Below are 21,947 nucleotides of genomic sequence, written 5' to 3'. Positions count from 1 at the left end.
GGGGAGCGGTCCTTAGTCTGACCCTGACAAGACCATTGCGGGGCAACGTGAATCAGATGCAGGGCCTGCTCATCGCGGGCCGCTACCGGCTGGCCGACATCATCGGCAGCGGCGGCATGGGCCGGGTGTGGCGCGCCCATGACGAAGTGCTGCACCGGGCCGTCGCCATCAAGGAGTTGACGGCCGCGCTCTACGTCTCCGAGAGCGACCAGGCCGTCCTGCTGGCCCGCACCCGGGCGGAGGCCCGGGCCGCGGCGCGCATCAACCACTCCGCCGTCGTCACCGTCCACGACGTCCTCGAACACGACGGCCGCCCGTGGATCGTCATGGAACTGGTCGAGGGCCACTCCCTGGCCGACGCGGTCAAGGAACAGGGGCGCATCGAGCCGCGGGAGGCCGCCCGGATCGGGCTGTGGGTGCTCCGCGCGCTGCGCGCCGCGCACAGCGCCGGGGTGCTGCACCGGGACGTCAAGCCGGGCAACGTCCTGATCGGACGGGACGGCCGGGTCCTCCTCACCGACTTCGGCATCGCCCAGATCGAGGGCGACACGACGATCACCCGTACCGGGGAAGTGGTCGGATCCGTCGACTACCTCGCGCCGGAGCGCGTGCGCGGGCACGATCCTGGGCCGTCCTCCGACCTGTGGGCGCTGGGCGCGACGCTGTACACGGCGGTGGAGGGGCGCTCGCCGTTCCGCCGCACCTCGCCGCTGACCACCATGCAGGCGGTCGTCGAGGACGAGGCCGGCGAGCCGCACGGCGCGGGCCCGCTGGGGCCGGTCATCACGGCCCTGCTGCGCAAGGAACCGGCCGAGCGGCCGAGCCCCGAGGAGACCGAGCAGATGCTCGCCGAGGCGGCGGAGGGCCGACGGCCGAGCGGGGCGCAGAAGTACGTGCCGACGCAGTCGCATGCCGGTGGGATCTGGCGGGACTCCGGCGGTTCGCACGGCGAGACGTACGACGGCTCGCGGGGCGGGGAGTACGGAAGCTCGTACGGCGGGCAGCGCCCCCCGGGGGGCTCCACCACCTCGCCGACAGCCGTCGCCGCGCCGTCCGCCCCCGTTGCCGCCCAGCCCAGGCGACGCCGGCTGCGCACGCTCGCCCTCGTCGTCACCTTGGCCGCGCTGCTGGGTGGTGGCGCGGCCGTCGTCCTCCAGAAGTGGGACTTCGGACAGCAGCAGGACGGCACCGGCAGTGTGATCACCCCGGCCACGTCAGGTTCCACCTCGTCGGGCGGCGCGACCGTGGCACCGGGCGGCACGATTCCCGCGGGCTGGAAGAAGTACGACGACCCCGTGGGCTTCACGCTGTACCTGCCCGCGGGCTGGAAGCGCTCGGTGTCCATCAAGAAGACGAACGGTCTGGAGCAGATCGACTACTCGCCCGACGGGGGCACGCACCTCGTACGCGTCGCCGTCGACACTTCACCCGACTACAGCAACGCGTACGACCACATGCGCAACCTCGAAAGGCTGCTCAGACAACGGCTGGTGGACTACAAGACGGTGAGTCTGAAGGAGGACACGTACCGCGATCTGCCGAGCTCCCGCTGGGAGTACACGTGGACCGCACTGCCGAAGGACGCGAAGGTGCCGGGGGCGTACCGGGCCGTCGACCTCGGCTACTTCACCGGCGACGGCGTCGAGTACGCGATCTACACGGCCTCACCGATTGACGACTGGGCCACCACCAGCAAGCGGTTCACCTTCGTTCTCCAGGGCTGGCGGGAGGGCGAAGTCAAGCCGTGAGAGCGTCAAGTGACGTTCAGGCCCAGTCCGCGCAGGTGAGCCCGCTGACGATCTTGTCCCCTTCCCAGACCGCCACGTGCACACCGACCTCGCGGAGCCAATTGTCGGTGTCCGACGCGTGCGTGCTGAAGGTGAGAGTCGATCCGTTTCCGTCGTATTCGTAGTGCCAGGGCCAGCCCTCGAGGTTCTCGCCACCGTTGGAGGAGATGAGCTGAATGCCCACGTGGTGACCATCGGCGGCGGTGTCCTTGACCCAACCGCTGATGTCCACGTAATTGTTCGACCAGTTGGAGAACGTGAGGCTCCCCTTGGCGCCGGTCGTGGAGCACGATGCTCCGCCACTCGCCGCGCTGGCGTCGGTCACGGTGGCCGTGGCGAATATCGCCGCCGCCGCGACACTCGTGACGGAAAGGCGCTTCCATGTGTTTCCCATAAGGAAACAATAAGGGTTTCATGATTCACATGGCAGCACGGTTCTGGCCACCCGTTTTACCTTGCTCAGGGCTTATGTCCGGATGATTTGCCGTGCCCTGTAACCATTTCAAAACTCGATGTGGCTGAAAACGCTCGTCTGTGAAGTGTTCGCGGCGGTGCACTTGGCCGGTCACCGCGCCGGAAGGGGGGCGTCCGGTGCGGCATCATGGGGCCATGGGGACCGACGGGGACGCCGTCCGTCTGATCGCGGGGCGTTATCGCCTGCAGGCGCGGCTCGGGCGGGGCGGGATGGGTGTCGTGTGGCGCGCGGCCGACCACTTGCTGGGGCGGCAGGTCGCCGTCAAGGAGCTCACCGTCGACGACTCCCTCCCGGACGACGACGCCCGGCTGCGCCGTGACCGCACGCTGCGCGAGGCGCAGGCCGTCGCCCAGTTGCACCACCCGCACATCATCGTCGTGCACGACGTCGTCGAGGACGGCGGACGGCCTTACATCGTCATGGAGTTGATCGAGGGCGGTTCGCTCGCCGACCGGATCTCGCGGAGCGGGCCGGTGGACGTGAGCGAGGCCGCGCGGATCGGGATCGCGCTGCTGAGCGCCCTGCGGACGGCGCACGGGGCCGGGGTGCTGCACCGGGACATCAAGCCGGCGAACGTGCTCGTGGAGGCCGCCACCGGGCGTGTCGTGCTCACCGACTTCGGGATCGCCCAGGTCGCGGGCGCCACCACGCTCACCGAGACCGGGTCCTTCGTCGGCTCGCCCGAGTACACCGCGCCCGAGCGGATGTCGGGCGGCCGGTCAGGACCGGCCGCCGACCTGTGGTCGCTGGGGGCACTGCTGTGCGCGGCGCTCAGTGGCGAGTCGCCGTTCCGGCGCGACTCGCTCGGCGGGATCCTGCACGCCGTGGTCTCCGACGAGATCCGGCCACCGGCCCAGGCCGAGCCGCTGCTGCCGGTCGTACGGGGGCTCCTCGAGCGCGATCCCGAGCGCCGGCTGGGCGCGGCGGAGGCCGAGCTGATGCTGCGCGGGTTCCTGGAGACGGGGGCCGTGACGGGCGCCGGTGGCGCGGCGCGGAGCGCGGGCGTCGCGTCGTACACGCCGACCCAGCGGGACGTTCCGCGGCCGCCGCCGCCCGAACCCGCCGTGCCGCCCCGGACCTCCACCCGCGGGGTGCTGGTCGCCGCGCTGCTGGTCGCCGCGATGGCAGGGGCGGGTGTGTCGGCGGCCACCCTGCTGTTCCACGGCGACGGGGGCGGCACCGCGCCGGGTCCCGGAGGCACGACGGCCGTCTCCGCCTCGCACCAGGCGCCCCCCTCGGCCACGGCCACCACGCCGTCCCCGTCCCCGAGCGTCCCGAGCGCCCCGCCGCCCACCACCCACTCCCGCACCGCGCCCTCCGGATACCGTCTCGCGCGGGACCCGGCCGGCTTCTCCCTCGCCGTCCCGGAGGGCTTCACCCGCGACCCGCAGGGCGAGCGTGTCTTCTACATGTCGCCGGGGCAGACCTTCCGGCTCGGCATCAAGCTCTCCGAGACGCAGACCGGCGGCCCCGGCGGGGTGATGCGGCGCGCGGCGGCCGAGGGGCCGAGCACGAACCCCGGCTACCACGACGGCCGGGTCACCGACACCACCCACTCCGGAAACCCCGCCGCCTTCTGGGAGTTCACCTGGAAGGGCTTCAGCGCGGCGGAGGGCCCCCGGCACACCTACGACCTCTGCTGGGAGGAGGACGGCACGCTGTACGACGTGTGGGTGTCGGCGCCGGTCGGGAAGGTGCGGGAGGCGCGGGAGTACTTCGACGTGGCCGTCGACACGTTCACGGCCACGTGAGAAGAGGCCGCTACCGGGTGCGCCGGACCAGGTCCACGAGACGGCGGGCGGTGCCGGCGCGGTAGGCCGGGCCCTCCAGCCGCAGCAGGGCACCGTTGCGGACGACCGCGTACGCGACCGGCGCCGGCGCCTTCGGGAGGGTGACCGGGTGCCGTCCTGACGGCAGTTGCAGGCGGGCCGGGAGGCGCAGATGCACCACACCGGCGTCGGGGACCAGCTCGGCGTTCACCGTCAGCGTGGCGACCGTGACCTTGACGGGGGCGGCTGTGGTGGACGCGGCCGCCGCAACATACGGCAACGGGAGCGCGTGCCTGCCGTGCGCGGAGTTCGCGGCGGCGGCCTCGGCGGTGTCGGGGCCGAGCTTGCGCAGGCGGGGGCCCACGTCGAGGGTGAGCTGCGCCCGGCCGGCCGTCCAGTAGGGGAGGGCGAGCCGGCCGCCGGTGAGGGCGGGGGTGGCGGCCGGGGTGTTCGGAGTGGCGTCGCCGGTCATGCGGATCAGCCGGTCGACGCCCAGGAACTGCACGTACGCCCACACCTCGTGCGGCCCGCGCTCCAGCGGGCGGCCGCCGGCCAGCCGTTCCGGATCCAGGGTCAGCCGTCCGGACGCGACGAGCCGGGACCGGCCTTCCCCGAGTGGTTCCAGCCGTACGTCCAGGTCGCCTTCCGGGTACCACCAGTCCTCCCGGTCCCGGTCCTTGACGACCAGTTCGGCGTAGGCGAGGCGGAACGGGTCACGGACGTCCCAGCCGTCCTCGGTCCCCGGCACTCCACCCAGCAGCTCCGGGTCGAGCCAGTGCTTCCCGTCCCGCTGGACGAGTGCCAGGGGCTCGCCGTCTCCTCGTACCAGGCTCAGCCTGACATCGGCGACCAGGCGGCCGTCCTCCCAGCGGGGTTGGCCGAGTTCGCCGCGGGCCTGCACCTCGCGGACGTGCTCGGCGAACGCGACCGCGCCGTCGAAGTCGCCGCTTTCGAGGAGTTCGGCCCGCAGCCGTGACACCGCGGGCAGCCCCTCCCGTACGGCCGGCGGGAACTCCTCCAGGGCCAGCTGACGGGCTGTCTCGAAACGCGGGCGCTGGTCGGCCGGGTCCTCGCGCAGGACTTCGGGTTCCCGGGCGCGGGCAAGGATCTCCACCTGGTAGAGGCGGTGCAGCAGCCGGTTCTGCAGGGCGTCGAGGTCGTCGGAGGGTGTGGTGCCGTCCTTGAGCTGCCGGGCGATGGTGCGGAGATTGGGCCAGAACCCGTACCGGGGGTTGAACCGGTGCTGGGTGTTGTTGCCTCCGTCGTCCCGCTTCATCCAGTAGTAGCAGGGGTAGTCGGCGAGGATCGCTATGCGCTGTGCCTTCAGGTAGGCGGCGGTGACGAAGAGCATGTCCTCGAGGAACCAGGGTCCCTCCGGGAAGCGCAGGCCGTGCTGCTCGACGAAGGCCCGGCGGAACATCTTGTGCGGCGTCAGCGTCTGCATCAGCTCGTCGTTGTCGATCGTGCAGGTGTCCACCGTGTGCCGGAACACCCGGCGGGGCCGCACCATGGTGCTGGACATCTTGCCGAGTACGACGTCGGCGTCGTTCCGCTTCGCGTGCTCGTACAGCCGCTCCAGGGCCTCGGGCCCGAGCATGTCGTCGTGGTCGACGAACTGCACGTACTCGCCTCTGGCGTGCTGTATGCCGAGGTTGCGCGGTGCACCCGGCCAGCCCGAGTTGGGGCGGGCGCGGACCTGGACGTTCGAATGCGCGGCCGCGATCTTCTCCAGCCGGGCCGGAGTGTCGTCCGTCGACCCGTCGTCGACGTAGATCACCTCGTACTCGTCCGCCGGCAGGCTCTGCCCCAGCAACGACGGTGCGCACTCGTCGACATAGGCCCCGGTGTTGTAGACGGGGACGATGACGCTGACCTTGATTCTCGGCATTCCCCGGATTTTACCCGCTTGGTCGCGCGGTGACGAACCGTTCGCAGAAGGGCAGGGGGTGACCGCGGTTGCGGAATTGGATAACCGAAACGGGAGGCTCGATCATTCTGCTGAATTACCGGGGAGGTCGGCGGGTGCAATTTCCTCGGTGGATCGTGGAGCCGAATGCCGATAAAAGGGGCCGGGCTGTTTGCAGATAGGAAGCATCTTCCACTCATGAACGTATCACGATCATTCCGGAGCCGTCATGTGAATATTTCGTGAAGCGTCCTTGGCTTCCCTCGGGGGGGCGCGCGAACGGGGCAACCTTTGCCCCTTTTTGCCGCCCTGGATCCCCTTCTCGTTCGTTGCAGCGCATAAGGCAAAGATGATGCCGCTCTGTGTGGTTGCCGTGTGCAGCCGGTTTCTCGAACGGTCTTGACGGCCTTTATTTGTCTCGTATTTAGTCTGCTCTTACGTCATTCATAGGGTGGTCTTACCTGGGCTCGCCCGACGGGACAACGAGGGGTGGAGTGTGCGTACGCGTACACATCTGGCGGGGAAAATGGTCGCGTTGGCCGGCCTTCTCCTGGCCGCGACGGGGGGCGTGACGCTGACCTCGCCGGAGGCGGCCGCCGCCACATGCACGGCGGGGACCGCGAGCGATTTCAACGGCGACGGGCTGCAGGACACGGTGATCGCGGACCCGGGCGCGACGGTGAACGGGGTCAAGCGCGCCGGACTGGTGCGGGTGGTCCTGGGCGGGGGCAAGGGCGTCTCGGAGATCTCCCAGGCGACCAGCGGCATGGGTGCGACGCCCGAGACCGGCGACGGCTTCGGCACGTCCTACGCCGGCTACGACGCCGACGGCGACGGCTGCAGCGACCTGGTGGTCGGCGCGCCGTACGAGGACGTCGTGAAGGACGGCAAGAATCTCGTCGACGCCGGGGCGATCTACATCATCCACGGCACGCCCACCGGCATCGGGACGGGCTCCGTGATCCAGGGCTACAGCCAGGCGGGGTTCGACTCCGGTACCGCGACCGAGGCGTACGACTGGTTCGGCTACGCGCTGAAGGCGGGCACGACCGCGAGTGGATCGCCGTACCTGGTCATCGGGGTCCCCGGTGAGGGAGTCACGGTGGGCAGCACGACGTACACGGACGCCGGGTGCATCGAGTACGTCCAGGGCACCACCAAGGTCTCCCTGACCCAGAACTCTCCCGGGGTGCACGGCGACGCCGAGGAGAACGACCGCTTCGGCTCCTCGCTCGCCGGAACCAACCGCTACTTCGCCGTCGGCGTTCCCGGTGAGGGAGCCGGTGACCTGGCGTTCGCCGGCGCGGTGGAGGTCTTCAGCCACACCCTCTCCGGCGGCATGCCCACGCCGCTCGTGGGGCTCGGCCAGGACAGCACCGGGATCGGCGGTGCGTCGGAGGCCGGGGACCGCTTCGGCTTCTCGGTCTCCATGACCGGCTACCGGCCCAGCGACCAGACGTACAACTCCGACGTCCTACTGGCCGTGGGCATCCCGGGCGAGGACATCGGGACCACGCCGGACGCGGGCGGGGTGGCGGTCATCCGCATCCAGCCGTCCGGCGCTTACACCCAGATCGCGGCCTTCGACAATAGTGTCCCGGACGTCGAGGGCGACGCGGTCGCCGACGACTTCATGGGCCAGCGCGTGGCGATCGCCAACACCGACACCACCGTCGTGACCACCACGGCCAACGTCCGCCTGGCCGTCGGTGAGCCGGGCAAGGACACCCCGGCGGTCAAGGACGCGGGTGCCGTGCACACCTTCCGGCCGCTCGACATCGCCATCGGCGCCAACGACAAGGAGCTCTTCCGCGGTTCGGGGCTGCCCGGCACCGCGACCGCCCGCGACTACACGGGCATCGCACTCGCGGGCGGCAGCACCAACCTCTACGTGGGCGTGCCCTACAGCAAGGAACCGGCCACCTCGAAGGGCGTCGCGTACGTCATGCCGTGGTCCGACATCGACGGCACCACCAGCACGGGGACCACCGTCCACGTGCCCGGATCGGGCGGCCTGCCCGACGCGGGCTCGACGTTCGGGGTGATCGGGTGAACCGCCGGCACGGGAGCAGAGAGCACCGCACCATGAAGATCCGCAGAAGCCCCGGACGCCGCCCCCTCGTCGCGGCCGCCGCGGTGGCGGCCCTGCTGACGACCGGTCTGAGCGTCGTCCCCGCCCCGGCCGCCGAGCAGACGTCGGCCGCCGCCAAGGACACCACCGCCGACAGCGGCACGTCGCTCTCCCCGGACGCCGCCCGGACCAGGGCGAAGAAGTCCGGCAAGGCCGTCGAGATCCAGAGCCTGCGCGACGAACGCGGCACCACCGTCGCCAACCCGGACGGCACGTTCACCGTCAGCGAGTACGTCCAGCCCGTCCGCACCCGCGTCGACGGCAAGTGGACGGACATCGACACCACGCTGGTCAGGCGGAAGAACGGCACCCTCGCCCCCAAGGCGGCGCTGACCGCCATGTCCTTCTCCGGCGGCGGTGACACGACCTTCGCCGAGATCGAGAAGGACGGCCGCTCCGTCTCCCTGGACTGGCCGGACAAGCTGCCGAAGCCGAAGATCGACGGCTCCACCGCCACGTACCCGAACGTCCTGGACGGCGTCGACCTCAAGGTCACCGCCAGTGCCGAGGGCTTCTCGCACGTGCTGGTCGTCAAGAACGCGAAGGCGGCGGCCGACCCGGAGCTGGCGAAGCTGCGCCTGCCGCTCGACACCTCGTCGGTGCGGCTGACGGAGACCGGCGACGGCGGGCTGACCGCCACCGACACCGGCTCGGGCGGCGCGGTCTTCGAGGCGCCGCAGCCGGTGATGTGGGACTCCAGCCACGCGGCGAAGGACGACGCGCCCGCCGCCGACGAGAACACCCAGACACCCCCCGAGGGCGCCCGGGTCGCCGACGTCGGAGTCGACGTCTCCGCGGACACGATGACGCTCACCCCCGACACCGGCCTGCTCACCGACGCCGACACCGTCTACCCGGTCTACATCGACCCGGTAGTCAAGACCTCGACCCGCACGGGCTGGACCATGGTGTCCTCGCACTACTCGAGCACCTCCTTCTGGAAGTTCGACGACGACGAAGGCGTCGGCCTGTGCCCCTCCGACGTGTCCGTCCGGTGCAGCAGCTCGTCGGACGTGAAGCGGCAGTTCTTCGCGATCCCGACCGGCACCTTCGCGGGGAAGGACATCGTCAGCGCCGAGTTCGCGGTGACGCAGGTGTTCACCTACAGCTCCAGCGCCCGTGAGGTGCAGCTCGCCCGGGTCAACAGCACCGGCGCGAGCGCGATCAGCTCGAAGACCGACTGGGCGAACCAGCCGTCATCCAAAGCGACGGTCGGCACCAAGTCGCCCACCGGCAACGCCGGGTCGTGCACCTCGACCAACCAGAACGTCCGCTTCGACGTACAGAGCACCATCCAGACCGCGGCCGACAAGGCCTGGGACACCACCACGTTCCGGCTGAAGGCGGGCAGTGAGTCCGACACCTCGTACTGGAAGCGCTTCTGCGGCAACGCGCACCTCGAAGTGACCTACAACCGGCCGCCGCTCGAGCCCGTCCAGAGCGACCTGCAGATGAAGCCGGGCGGTGCCTGCGAGTACGGCGCGGGCACCGAGCACTACGTGACCGAGGCCCCGCGGGTCTCCGCCGTGATCCGCGACTACGACCACGGGGACACCGGCTCAAACTCCGAGACGCTCCAGGCCCAGTTCAAGGTCTGGTGGACCAACTCCAGCGGTGACACGGTCACGCACTACGCCACGACGGCCAAGAAGACCACCGTCGACTCCAGCTGGAGCGACCAGACCGGTGTGGCCACGTTCTTCTACACCATCGGCAGCGACGTCGCGGGCGACGGCGAGGCCGGGTTCACCGTCCCGTCGAACACCACCGTCGCCTGGGCGGTCCGCGGCTACGACCAGCAGTCGTACGGCGCCTGGTCCACCGACGGCGACCAGACCCGCTGCGAGTTCATCTACGACACCAGCAAGCCCAAGTCGGCCGCGATCACCTCGGCCCGGTACCCCGACGACGAGGCCTGGCACACGGGCGTCGGCGACTACGGCGACTTCACCATGGACTCGCCGTCCACCGACGTCACCAAGTACACCTACTACGTCACCGGCCCGCAGGCCGACAGCGCGAAGAAGACGGTGACCGCCGACTCCACCGGCGGCCCGGCGACCATCCGCTGGATGCCGCCGAGCGAGGGCACGTACACCCTGCACGTGACCGCGGTCGACGGCGCCGGCAACGCGCAGAAGACGCCGACCGTGCACGTCTTCCTGGTCAGCGACGGCCGCGCGCCGGTCGCCGCCTGGACCCTCGGTGACGCCAAGGGCTCCACGAAGGCGGCCGGGAGCAGCACCACCCCCGCCGCGACCCCCGGCTCCGGAGTGGCCTTCGGCGCGGCCGGCCCGCTCGGCTCCACCGACACCGCCGCCTCCTTCGACGGCACTGACGCCGCCTACCTCGACTCGGGCACCGCCTCCGTCGACACCGGCAAGTCCTTCTCGGTGAGCGCCTGGGTGATGCTGCCGACGCTGCCCACCCAGAACATGACCGTCGTCAGCCAGGACGGCACCGCCCAGGCCGGCTTCGAGCTGGGCTACGACAAGGACACCGCCTCCTGGACCTTCCGCATCCCGGTCAGCGACATGGAGACGCTGGGCACCTGGAAGGTCTCCGGCGCCACGGCGGTCGTGGGCAGCTGGACGCACCTGATCGGCGTCTACGACGCCGAGCTCGGCAAGCTGATGCTGTACGTCAACGGCGTCCTCGTCGCCGACGACGTGCAGGCCCGGCACACCGTGTGGACCGCGACCGGCGCCGTGCAGATCGGCCGCCGGCTCGACCTGGACGGATACACCAACAACCTCAAGGGCAGTGTCGCGGACGTCAAGCTGCACGACCGGGTCATCCCGCCCACCGAGGGCCAGGAGCTCGGCGGCATCCAGCCGCACCAGCTGGCCTACTGGCAGCTGGACGAGGCCGCGAACGGCGTCTCCCCGGAGAACGGCGGCGGCACCGGGCTGACCCTCGGCGGCGGCGCGTCCATCTACGTGCCGGACGAGTCCTGCGACCCCGAGGCCGACCCGGAATGCGTCCCGCCGGCCGCGCCGCTGTGGGGCGACGGACACCTGGCGCTGGACGGCGTCAGCGGCTACGCAACCCGTGCGGCGGCCGGACCGCTCACCGCGCAGGACAGCTTCACCCTGACGGCACGGGCCCGGCTGGCCTCGGCGAGCCCGGCGACCGACGAGACGGTGCTGTCGCTCTCCGGCGCCAACGGCACCGCGATCAAGGTCAGGTACTCGGCGGCCGACGCCCGCTGGCAGCTGATGGTGACCGACGCGGACACCTCCTCGCCGGTCACCGTCACCGAACTGGACAAGGGCGACGCCCCGAGCTCCGCGGGCGACGGCGACCATCTCGCCCTCGTCTACAACGCGGTCTTCGGTGACGCGCTCCTGTACGTCAACGGGGTCGCCGTGGTCGACGCCTCCTGGGACAACACCTGGGACTTCAGCACGACCAGCCTCCAGATCGGCCGTGCGCGGACCGGTTCGTCGGCGGGCGAGTACTTCTCCGGCGCCGTGGACGAGGTGCGCATGTACCAGGGTCCGCTGGACGCCTCGCTGGTGGCGCTGGTCGCCGGCCTGCCGGGCGGCTCCAGCATCGACGAGACCCCGGCCTAACCGGCCCGTTGCGTGGGCGGGCGGCTCGACTCCGAGCCGCCCGCCCCTCTCGGCATGTCTGCCGCTCCCGTATGTCCCCTACTCCATAGGAGAGTTGATGTCCTCGCCTCCCTGGTTCCGGTCGGCACGACCGGCCTGGCGAAGCGGTCGCAGAAGGGCCGCCGTGGTCCTCGGACTGGCGCTGTCCATAGGGCTGCTCCCGCAGTACGCCCCGGCGGCCACCGCCTCCGACAGCGGTGTCACCCGGCCCAAGACGCAGACCGACCTCGACCATCCGGTGCGCGGCACGAGCGCCACCGCGAAGACCTTCAAGAAGACCGACCAGGCCAAGAAGGCCGCGGTCAGGAAGACCACCAGGGCCCACTGGCCCAAGGTGGGCAGCGCCGAGGTCGACCTCGGCGGCAAGGCGGTCAGGGCCGACGGCCTGCCGCTGACCCTGAAGGCGGCCGGCGGGGCCAAGGGCGCCGACGCGGTCCGCGTCCGGGTCCTGGACCGCAAGGCCACCGAGGCCGCCGGGGTGGACGGCGTGCTGTTCACCGTCGCCCGCTCCGACGGTGCCGCGACCGCGGGACCCGCCCAGGTCGCCCTGGACTACTCGGACTTCGCCGACGCCTTCGGCGGCTCCTACGGCTCCCGGCTGCGGCTGGCGACGTACCCCGCGTGCGTGCTGACGACGCCCGAGAAGAGGTCCTGCTCGACGCCGACCTATCTGAGGACGGCGAACGACCCGGCGAAGCAGACCCTGACCGCGACCGTGCAGGCCGCCGCCGACACCTCGGGACTGTCCGGCCGGCTCCTCGAAGCGGACTCCGCCGCGTCCTCGGCCACGGTCGTCGCGGCCACCGCGAGCAGCGGCGGCGACGGCGGCGACTACAAGGCCACCAGCCTCTCGCAGTCCTCGCAGTGGGGCGTCGACGCCAGCTCCGGCGCGTTCACCTGGTCGTACCCGATGAGCGTCCCGCCGGTCCCCGGCGGCATGCAGCCGACCGTCGGACTGAGCTACAACTCCCAGTCCATCGACGGCCAGACGGCCACCACCAACAACCAGGGCTCGTGGATCGGGCAGGGCTTCTCCTACGACCCCGGTTACATCGAGCGCAGCTACAAGGCCTGCGCCGACGACGGCCACGACGACACCAACGGCGACGAGTGCTGGGCGTTCGACAACGCCACCCTGTCGCTGACGGGCGGCAGCTCGGGCCGGCTGGTCAAGGACGACAAGACCGGCGCGTGGCGGATCAGCTCCGACGACAACTCCAAGGTCGAGCACCTCACCGGCGCCGTGAACGGCGACGACAACGGCGAGTACTGGAAGATCACGACCGGCGACGGCACCCAGTACTACTTCGGCCTCAACCACCTCACCGGCTACGCGAGCGGCAACGAGGAGACCAACTCCACCTGGACCGTCCCCGTCTACGGCGACGACTCCGGCGAGCCCTGCTACAAGTCCACGTTCGCCGACGCCTACTGCACGCAGGCCTGGCGCTGGAACCTCGACTACGTCGTCGACCCGCACGGCAACGCCATGTCGTACTTCTACGGCACGGAGACGAACTACTACACGCAGGGCCTGAAGACCACCGAGAACGGCAAGGCCTACATCCGCGGCGGCTACCTCAAGCGCATCGACTACGGCCAGCGCGACGGCTCGGCGTACTCCACCAAGCCCGCCGCCCAGGTCGTGTTCACCACCGCGGAGCGCTGCGTCGGCTCGCTGACCGACTGCTCCGCCGACGCCCTCACGGACTCCACGGCCGCCGACTGGCCGGACGTCCCCTGGGACCAGAACTGCAAGTCGGGCACCAAGTGCCCCGGCCAGAACTCGCCGACCTTCTGGACCCGCAAGAAGCTCACGAAGGTCACCACCCAGATCCGCACCGGTGACTCGGCGTACACCCCGGTGGACGTCTGGAGCCTCACCCACGACTTCACCGACAACGGCGACGGCTCGCGGTCCCTGTGGCTCAGCAAGATCGACCACACCGGCAAGGTCGGATCCGACGCCTCGGTCCCGTCCGTCCAGCTGTACGGCACCCAGCTGCCCAACCGCGTCGACGAGACCGGCGACAACGTCCAGCCCTTCTACCGGTTCCGCCTCTCCGGGGTGCAGAACGAGTCGGGCGGCGTGCTCAGCGTCAACTACGCCGGCAACCAGTGCACGACGAGCAACGTCCCGGCGGAGGACTCCTCCGTCAAGCGCTGCTTCCCGGTGAAGTGGAGTCCGCCGGGCGCCACCGACCCGATCACGGACTGGTTCCACAAGTACGTGGTCGCCTCCGTCGTGCAGACCGACCTCACCGGCGGCAGCGCCGACCAGGTCACCTCGTACACCTACCTCGGTGACGCGGGCTGGCGGAAGACCCCGGCCGACGGCATCACCAAGTCCGAGGACCGCACCTGGAGCGACTGGCGCGGCTACGGCAGGGTCCGGGTCGTCACCTCCGACGGCACCAACTCCGCCGCCAACACCCGCACCGAGCACGTCTTCTTCCGTGGTCTCGACGGCGACGTCGACAAGAACGGCACCACCCGCCCCGCGACCGTCACCGACTCCAACGGCGTCTCCTACGACGACTCCGACTGGAAGGCCGGCCAGGAGCTGGAGACGCTCACCTACAACGGCGACGACATCACCGAGAAGTCGGTGACGGTGCCGTGGACCGCGGTGACCGCGACGGAGACCCGGGACTGGGCCACCTACAAGGCCCGTTACGTGGCGAACGGTTCGACCGACACCTACACCGCGCTCGCGGTGGGCGGCTGGCGGCACACCAGGTCCACCACGACCTACGACGACGCGACCGGCCGTGAGAAGGCGGTCGACGACGACGGCGAGGTCGGCGTCGCCGACAACCAGTGCACCCGCACCGAGTACGCGGACAGCGCGAGCGCGCACATCTACACGACGGTCTCGCGGGTCGAGAAGGTCGGCGTCGACTGCGCCTCCACCCCCGACCGTTCCAAGGACGTCATCTCCGACGACCTGACCTACTACGACGGTTCGACGACCCTGGGCGCCGCCCCCACCAAGGGCGACCCCACCATGACCAAGCGGCTGTCGGCCCACAACGGCACGACGGCCACCTACCAGACGACCGCCGTGACGACGTACGACGCCTACGGCCGCCCGCTGGTGGTCAAGGACGCGGAGACCGCGTCGTCGTCGACGCAGTACACGTCCTCCACGGTCTACACGGACACCTACGGCCTGGCGACCAAGTCGACGGTCACCAACATCGACGGCTGGTCGACGACCACGGAGTACGCCCCCGCGTGGGGCCAGCCGACCGCCAAGACCGACACGAACGGCCTGCGCACCGACCTGGCCTACGACGGCCTCGGCCGCCTGGTCCAGGTCTGGCTGCAGGACCGCCCCAAGGCGAAGAACTTCACCCCGTCCATCAAGTACGAGTACCTGATCCGCGGCGCCGCCGGCCCGGCCGCCGTCCACACCCAGAAGATCGAGAACGACGGCACGTCGTACGGCAGCGAGTGGTCGCTGTACGACGGCTGGCTCAGGCCCCGCCAGGACCAGACCGAGGGCGACGGCGGCCGCATGGTCGCCGACACGCTCTACGACGGTTCGGGCCGCGTGGCGAAGGTCAACGACACCTACTTCACCTCGGGTTCGCCGTCCTCGACGCTCTTCGACCCGGTCGACGCCGACCTGGACGCGACGACCGTCACGCAGTACGACGGCGCCGGCCGCACCACGGCCTCGATCTTCAAGGTCAACGGCACCGAGGACTACCGCACCACGTACGCCTACGGCGGCGACCGCGTCACGACCACCCCGCCGCAGGGCGGGGTCAAGACGACGGTGGTCAAGGACGCCCGGGACAACACGACGACCCAGATCCAGTACCCGGCGGACGGCGACGCGGTCACCACGTCGTACGGCTACGACGTCGCGGGACGGCTGACGGCCGTCACCGACGACAAGAACAACAAATGGGCCTACACGTACGACCAGTTGGGGCGTAAGAAGACGGCGGTCGACCCCGACACCGGTTCGTCCTCGTACACCTACGACGCCCTGGACCGCCAGACCTCCGTCACGGTGAACGGCGACAAGACGTCGACGGTCTACGACGAACTGGGCCGGGCGGTCTCCACCTGGCAGGGCGAGCCGACGACGGGCACCAAGCTCTCCGTCACCAAGTACGACACGGTCTACAAGGGCGAGCTGTACGGCGTCTACACCTACAAGGACGGCGCGGTCTACTCGTCGGTCACGTACCCGACCCTCGACCCCGACAACGACTACGCACCCGTCTCGACCAAGTACTACCTCTCCAAGACGGCCGAGCCGCAGCTGGGCGGGACCTACGAGTTCACCGCCCAGTACAACGACGACGGCACCCTGCAGAGCCAGGGCCTGCCGGCGACGGGCGACCTGTCCGCCGAGGCGGTCGGGTACGTCTACGACGGCCTCCAGCGCCCGACCGGCCTCACCACCTCCCTGGGCGGCCTGAGTTACGTCACGGACGCGTCGTACTCGCCGACGTCGAACCTGGAACAGCTGGAGCTGTACACGGGTGAGTCGACGGCGAAGAAGACGTGGATCACCAACAACTACGAGGCCGGCACCGATCGCCTGACCAACTCGCGGGTGGACGTCCAGGGCGCGTCGAGCGTCGCCTACGACGCCGACTACACCTACGACAAGGCCGGCGACATCCTCTCCGTCGCCGACACCCCGACCGGCGGCACGAGCGACGTCCAGTGCTTCTCGTACGACGGCCTGGGCCGCGTCTCGTCCGCGTGGACGTCGTCGGTCGCGTCGAACGGCGCGAGGGGCACCGGCTCGACCGACGCGTCCTGCGCGTCGGGAGCGTCCACGTCGACGGTGGGCGGGGTCTCCCCCTACTGGACCGACTACGGCTACGACACGATCGGCAACCGCACGAGCGAGGTGCGCCACGGCCTGAACGGCGCGGCGACGTCGAGCCGCACGTACAAGTACGGCGAGACGGGCTCCGGCCCCAACGGCGCCGCCTCCGGCGCCCACACGGTGTCGTCGGTGACGGAGAAGACGGACGCGACCAGCACCACTCCCGCGGTCACCTCCCGGAACTCCTACACCTACGACGCGTCGGGCAACACCAGGACCCGCGTCCTGGACGGCGACACCCAGTCGCTGGCCTGGGACAAGCAGGGCGAGCTGACGACGGTCACGAACGCCGACAACTCGGTGACGACGTACAAGTACGACGCGTCGGGCTCCCGCATCCTCCGGGACACGCCGACGGAGAAGACGTTCTACCTGCCCGGCACCGAACTCCACTACGACAAGTCGACGTCGAAGGTGACGGCGACCCGCTACTACACCTTCGCCGGCACCACCGTCGCGATGCGGGAGGCGGCCGGCGTCCACTTCCTGGCCTCCGACGACCAGGGCACGGCGGAGCTGGCGGTCGACGCGAAGACGGGTTCGACGACCCGCCGCCGCATGGACGCGTTCGGCAACCTCCGCGACGACTCCACGTCCTCGTCCACGGGCTGGGTGAACGACAAGGGCTTCGTCGGCGGCACCGTCCAGGAGTCCACGGGCCTGACCACACTCGGCGCCCGCGAGTACGACTCCGACACCGGCCGCTTCATCTCGGCGGACCCGGTGGTCGACTACACCGACCCGCAGCAGATCAACGGCTACGCGTACGCCAACAACAGCCCGGTCTCCCACAGCGACGCGTCCGGCCTGCGTCTCGCGGACTGCGTCGGCGGCTGGAACGAGTGCGGTCCCGGCCCCTCCACCCACCGCGGCGCGGTCGGCACTCGCGACAACAGCGGTTCGGGCAGTACCGGCAGCGGTACGACCTACACCCCGGCCCAGGCGAAGGCGGACGACGCCAGAGCGAAGGAGGACTCGGCCAAGCAGCGCGCGATCGCGATCGCCAAGGAACTCGGCAAGATCGCGATGGACGAGCTCGGCATCACCGACGCCCTCGACTGCTTCACCACCGGCAACCTGGGCGCCTGCGGCAACACGGCCCTCAACGTCGTCGGCTCCTTCCTCGGCGGCGGCCCCCTGGCCAAGCTCGCCAAGAAGTACCTCTTCCGCTGGGACAAGGCCGCAGCCCTCGGCAAGCGCATCTACGGCCTCGGCAAGGACCTCCTGAAGTCCTTCAAGGACTGGCGCAAGAGCAGGAAGGAAGCGGACCGGCTGGCGGAGGTGGCCTCGTGCTCCGTGAAGAAACCGAACAGCTTCACCCCGGACACCAAGGTGTTGATGGCGGACGGCACGGCCAAGGCCATCGAGGACGTGAAGATCGGCGACAAGGTCCTGGCCACCGATCCGGAGACAGGGAAGACCAAACCGGAAAAGGTCACGGCCGAGATCAAGGGCGTGGGCCTCAAGCACCTCGTGAAGGTCACCGTCCACGTCGACGGCAAGAAGGGCTCCAAGACCTCCTCGGTCACCGCGACCGATGCCCACCCCTTCTGGGTGCCGGAGCTGGGCGAGTGGATCAACGCCACGAACCTGCAGGCAGGCGAGTGGCTGACCACTGGGTCGGGCAGCCGCATCCAGATCACCGCCGTGCAGCGCTGGACGGCCCTGACGGCGACGGTCCACAACCTCACCGTCGGTGAGCTGCACACGTACTACGTGCTGGCGGGGAACGCTCCGGTGCTGGTTCACAACACCAGTCCCTGTGATCCCCTGGTCACCTATGCGGACAGCGTGCGCAACGAGCAGGGCGTGAAGTTCGCATCCGAGTACACGTCGCCCTCGGGGAATGTCTACTACGGGCGCAACCGGCACGGCGAGCCTGTGACCGGGGAACTCGGCTCGGCGGTTCAGCGAGTGGACCACCACGGCGGATGCTCGGAGGTGCACTGCCTCGTCCAGGCCCAGGACGCCGAGGGGTCCGCTGGAATCCGCGGAGGGTCCATGCGCACGGTGAAGTCCCGCAACAACTCCATGCCGACGTCGAATACCGCAGGGCATGGCGACCCGGGCGACCCGTGTGCCAGATGCAAACGGCTGATGGACGACCTGGGAGTCGCATACTGACTGCCATGATCAGATTCGACTCGCTCCACCCGGATGTGCTGGAAGCGCTCGGCAACTCCGGGTGGAGCGCCCAACGGAGGGTCGACATCAGCCAGTGGGTGGTGCCTCTGGAGGCCGAAGGGTATCGGGTCCACCCTCTGGCATCGGAGGTACTCGCCAGTCTGGGAGGAATCTCGGTCCCTCCGCTGAACGAGGCAGGCCCCAACTTCAGCAATGGCGATCCGTTCAATTTCGATCCGCTCGCGGCCGGAGCGGGACAGCGCGGTATGGCTGTGGAAGCGGAAGACATTCTCGGTGGGTCCTACTTCCCGGTGGGCGAATGGCTCAGCTACTCCAGCGTCTTCGTGGAGGCGCAGGGGCGAGTCATCGCCATGGGGATGGGATGGATCTGGGAACTGGGCGCCACTTTTGAAGAGGCTCTGGAGCTTGCGATTCTCGCCGAGCGCCCCCTGAGGTGCCTCTACTCCGACCCGGGCCTCGACCCCTGGCCAGCGATGCCGTCCGACTGATACCGGAAGGGGCCCTGCCGGATCTCCGGTGGGGCCCCTCTCGCTGACCTCGTCGCTTCGACAACGGCATGGTGTGCACGGTACTCATGTGCCATGAGCGAAGACGGCGAACTGCCGGTCGAGGGACGGCTGATCGGTGGGCGTTACCGGCTCGCCGGGCGCATCGGGTCCGGGCCGGCCGGGACCGTGTGGCGGGCCCGGGACGAGCAGGGCGGGCGGGACGTCGCCGTCAAGGAGCCGCGCCTGGACGGAGAGCCGGACGGCGAGGAACGGCGGCGTGCCGCGCAGCGGCTGCTGCACGAGGCCCGGGCCGCCGCCCGCGTCGACCACCCGGCCGCCGTCGCCATCCACGACGTACTCCTCGATGACGAACTTCCCTGGGTCGTCATGGAGTTGGTGGAGGGGGAGTCGCTGCACTCCACCCTCGCCGCCCGGGGGCCGCTGCCGGCCGCCGAGGCCGCCCGGATCGGGCTCGCCGTCCTCGGGGCGCTGCACTCCGCCCACTGTGTCGGCATCGTGCACCGTGACCTCAAGCCGTCCAACGTCCTGCTCGAAGCGGGCGGCGACCGTGTCGTCGTCACCGACTTCGGTATCGGCGGGGGACAGGGGTGCGGCCCCTTCGACGCCCCCGAGTGCGGTGCGGGGCGGGGCGTCGCAGGGCCCGCCTCCGATCTGTGGTCCCTGGGCGCGTTGCTCCGTACGGCCGTGGGGAGTGCGCAGGGGCCCATCGGACCGCTGCTCGACAAGCTCCTCGCCGTCGAGCCCGAGGCCCGGCCGACGGCCACCGGCGCCGCCGAGGTGCTCGCCGAGATCGCCGGAGTCAACCTTCCGGCGTGGGTGACCGAGCCCTCCGCACCGGCACCGGTCCACTCACCCGTCCCTCCCGCCCCGGCGGCCCCGGAACCACGCCGCCTCACCCCCCTCACCGCCCTCGGCCTCCTCCTCGCCAAAAAACCGGAGCGCGGCTGATCGTCCGCACCCGAGGGCGCCGAGGCCGCTGATCAGCGCATTCCCTGCCAGTGATCACTGGCGTGGTGTGTGCACTCCGTGAAACCGGGTTACCCACGGGTACCCAAAGGCCCCGCGCCCGAATACCCTGCGGCTCATGACGGACTCGCAGGCCCCGGCCCACGCACCGGCCCCCACCGGCACGAACCCCCTCGCCCCCGCGCCCGCAGGGGCCCGAACCGCCGCCGACGTGGTCACGCCCGAGCTGGTCGCCCAGCTCACCAAGGGTGTCGTCGGCTCCGGACGTACGGCCAACCACACGCCCTTCACCGGCGAGAAGCTGGCCGACCTGCCCGAGTCCAATCCCGAGGACGTGGCCAAGGCCTTCGACGCGGCCCGTGCCGCGCAGGCCGTGTGGGCGAAGGTGCCGGTACGGCAGCGCGCCGCCGTGCTGCTCCGCTTCCACGACCTGGTCCTCGCCCGCCAGGCCGAGGTCCTCGACCTCATCCAGCTGGAGACCGGCAAGGCCCGCCTGCACGCCCACGAGGAGGTGCAGGCCGTCGCCGTCGCCGCCCGGCACTACGGCCGCAAGGCGCCCGCCTACCTCCGCCCCAAGCGGCACGCGGGGGCCATGCCCACGCTCACCAAGGTGACCGAGCTCCGTCACCCGCGGGGCGTGGTGGGCCAGATCGCCCCCTGGAACTACCCCCTCGAACTCTCCGTCGGCGACGCGCTGCCCGCCTTCGCCGCGGGCAACGCGGTCGTCATGAAGCCGGACACCGAGACCTGCCTGACCGCCCTGTGGGCCCGCGACCTCCTCATCGAGGCGGGGCTGCCCGCGGACGTCTTCCAGGTCGTCCTCGGCGAGGGCCCGGTCGTCGGCCCCGAGGTCGTCCGGCACGCCGACTACGTCTCCTTCACCGGCTCCACCCGTACCGGACGCGAGGTCGCCCAGGGCGCGGCCGCCCGCCTGGTCGGCGTCTCCCTCGAACTCGGCGGCAAGAACGCCATGCTGGTCCTCGACGACGCCGACATCGAGAAGGCCGCCGCCGGCGCGGTCCGCGCCTGCTTCTCCTCGGCCGGCCAGCTCTGCATCTCCATCGAGCGGCTCTACGTCCACGAGTCCATCGCCGACGCGTTCGTGGAGCGCTTCGCCGCCCGTACGAAGGCCATGCGGCTCGGCCGGTCCCTCGCCTACGGCGCCGACATGGGGTCCCTGGTCGGGGAACGGCAGTTGGAGACCGTCACCCGGCACGTCGACGAGGCCGTCGAGAAGGGCGCGACCGTCGTCGCCGGCGGCACCGCCCGCCCGGACATCGGCCCCTACTTCTACGAGCCGACCATCCTCGACGGCGTCGAGGACGCGATGGCCGTCTGCACGGAGGAGACCTTCGGCCCGGTCGTCTCCCTCTACCGCTTCAAGACGGAGGACGAGGCCGTCGAGCACGCCAACGGCACGCCGTACGGCCTCAATTCGTCCGTCTGGACGAAGAACGGCAGCCGGGGCCGTGCGGTCGCGGCGCGACTGCGCACGGGAACCGTGAACGTCAACGAGGGCTACGCCCCCGCCTACGGCAGCGTCCAGTCCCCGATGGGCGGCATGAAGGACTCGGGCCTCGGCCGCCGGCACGGCTCGGAGGGCATCCTCAAGTACACGGAGGCGCAGACGGTCGCGCAGCAGCGCCTGCTTCCGATGGCGCCCTCGCTCGGGATGGACGACGAGAAGTACGCCCAGTTCATGAGCACCAGTCTCCGGGTGATGAAGGCACTGAGGCTCAGGTAACCGGCCTGTTCTTCGAGGGGCGCGGGGAACTGCGCGACCAGCC

General features: G+C 70.3%; 10 protein-coding genes. 8 read left to right on the top strand and 2 right to left on the bottom strand.

Annotated elements, in window-relative coordinates; genetic code table 11:
• Nucleotides 1-56 precede the first annotated feature (56 nt).
• Nucleotides 57-1,748, top strand: a complete 1,692-nt coding sequence (locus tag BLW82_RS16865; RefSeq protein ID WP_093499589.1) for a serine/threonine-protein kinase — start codon at nt 57-59, stop codon at nt 1,746-1,748.
• A 16-nt stretch (nt 1,749-1,764) separates the two neighbouring features.
• Here the strand turns inward: BLW82_RS16865 and BLW82_RS16860 are convergent, their stop codons facing one another.
• Nucleotides 1,765-2,181 carry a hypothetical protein gene (locus BLW82_RS16860; protein ID WP_093499588.1) on the bottom strand — a complete coding sequence of 139 codons (417 nt, stop codon included), beginning with the start codon at nt 2,179-2,181 and terminating at the stop codon, nt 1,765-1,767.
• A gap of 215 nt (nt 2,182-2,396) precedes the next feature.
• Between BLW82_RS16860 and BLW82_RS16855 the strand changes: the two genes are divergently transcribed.
• Nucleotides 2,397-4,013 (top strand): serine/threonine-protein kinase, encoded by a 1,617-nt coding sequence (locus tag BLW82_RS16855; protein WP_093499587.1) that lies wholly within the window; start codon nt 2,397-2,399, stop codon nt 4,011-4,013.
• A 10-nt stretch (nt 4,014-4,023) separates the two neighbouring features.
• Here BLW82_RS16855 and BLW82_RS16850 read toward each other — a convergent pair whose 3' ends face one another.
• Nucleotides 4,024-5,919 (bottom strand): glycosyltransferase family 2 protein, encoded by a 1,896-nt coding sequence (locus BLW82_RS16850; RefSeq protein WP_093499586.1) that lies wholly within the window; start codon nt 5,917-5,919, stop codon nt 4,024-4,026.
• Nucleotides 5,920-6,463: 544 nt separating this feature from the next.
• Between BLW82_RS16850 and BLW82_RS16845 the strand changes: the two genes are divergently transcribed.
• The 6 genes from BLW82_RS16845 to BLW82_RS16820 all read left to right on the top strand — a co-directional run bounded on the left by BLW82_RS16845 (nt 6,464) and on the right by BLW82_RS16820 (nt 21,904).
• Nucleotides 6,464-7,990: a VCBS repeat-containing protein gene (locus BLW82_RS16845; RefSeq protein WP_256216213.1), complete on the top strand. Its 1,527-nt coding sequence runs from the start codon at nt 6,464-6,466 to the stop codon at nt 7,988-7,990.
• A 32-nt stretch (nt 7,991-8,022) separates the two neighbouring features.
• A complete protein-coding gene (locus BLW82_RS16840; protein WP_093499585.1) occupies nt 8,023-11,643 on the top strand; it encodes a LamG-like jellyroll fold domain-containing protein in 3,621 nt (1,206 codons plus the stop codon).
• Nucleotides 11,644-11,806: 163 nt separating this feature from the next.
• A complete protein-coding gene (locus BLW82_RS16835; protein ID WP_256215835.1) occupies nt 11,807-18,664 on the top strand; it encodes a polymorphic toxin-type HINT domain-containing protein in 6,858 nt (2,285 codons plus the stop codon).
• 5 nt (nt 18,665-18,669) lie between these two features.
• Entirely contained in the window at nt 18,670-19,173 is a 504-nt protein-coding gene (locus BLW82_RS16830; RefSeq protein WP_177232975.1) for an SUKH-3 domain-containing protein, read from the top strand.
• Between the two features lie 93 nt (nt 19,174-19,266).
• Nucleotides 19,267-20,142 carry a serine/threonine-protein kinase gene (locus BLW82_RS16825; protein ID WP_093499583.1) on the top strand — a complete coding sequence of 292 codons (876 nt, stop codon included), beginning with the start codon at nt 19,267-19,269 and terminating at the stop codon, nt 20,140-20,142.
• Between the two features lie 136 nt (nt 20,143-20,278).
• Nucleotides 20,279-21,904, top strand: coding sequence for a succinic semialdehyde dehydrogenase (locus tag BLW82_RS16820; protein WP_093499582.1), 1,626 nt, complete (start codon nt 20,279-20,281; stop codon nt 21,902-21,904).
• Nucleotides 21,905-21,947 lie beyond the last annotated feature (43 nt).

This window comes from Streptomyces sp. Ag109_O5-10 (genome assembly GCF_900105755.1).
In the GTDB taxonomy this organism is placed as follows: domain Bacteria; phylum Actinomycetota; class Actinomycetes; order Streptomycetales; family Streptomycetaceae; genus Streptomyces.
Note: the sequence above shows the minus strand (reverse complement) of the source record. Positions and strands in the feature narration are given on the sequence as shown.

What these genes read in the sequence shown, in the direction of transcription:
- BLW82_RS16865 (WP_093499589.1), top strand. Translation starts at nt 57, where the DNA reads ATGCAGGGCCTGCTCATCGCGGGCCGCTACCGGCTGGCCGACATCATC.
- BLW82_RS16860 (WP_093499588.1), bottom strand. Translation starts at nt 2,181, where the DNA reads ATGGGAAACACATGGAAGCGCCTTTCCGTCACGAGTGTCGCGGCGGCG.
- BLW82_RS16855 (WP_093499587.1), top strand. Translation starts at nt 2,397, where the DNA reads ATGGGGACCGACGGGGACGCCGTCCGTCTGATCGCGGGGCGTTATCGC.
- BLW82_RS16850 (WP_093499586.1), bottom strand. Translation starts at nt 5,919, where the DNA reads ATGCCGAGAATCAAGGTCAGCGTCATCGTCCCCGTCTACAACACCGGG.
- BLW82_RS16845 (WP_256216213.1), top strand. Translation starts at nt 6,464, where the DNA reads ATGGTCGCGTTGGCCGGCCTTCTCCTGGCCGCGACGGGGGGCGTGACG.
- BLW82_RS16840 (WP_093499585.1), top strand. Translation starts at nt 8,023, where the DNA reads ATGAAGATCCGCAGAAGCCCCGGACGCCGCCCCCTCGTCGCGGCCGCC.
- BLW82_RS16830 (WP_177232975.1), top strand. Translation starts at nt 18,670, where the DNA reads ATGATCAGATTCGACTCGCTCCACCCGGATGTGCTGGAAGCGCTCGGC.
- BLW82_RS16825 (WP_093499583.1), top strand. Translation starts at nt 19,267, where the DNA reads ATGAGCGAAGACGGCGAACTGCCGGTCGAGGGACGGCTGATCGGTGGG.
- BLW82_RS16820 (WP_093499582.1), top strand. Translation starts at nt 20,279, where the DNA reads ATGACGGACTCGCAGGCCCCGGCCCACGCACCGGCCCCCACCGGCACG.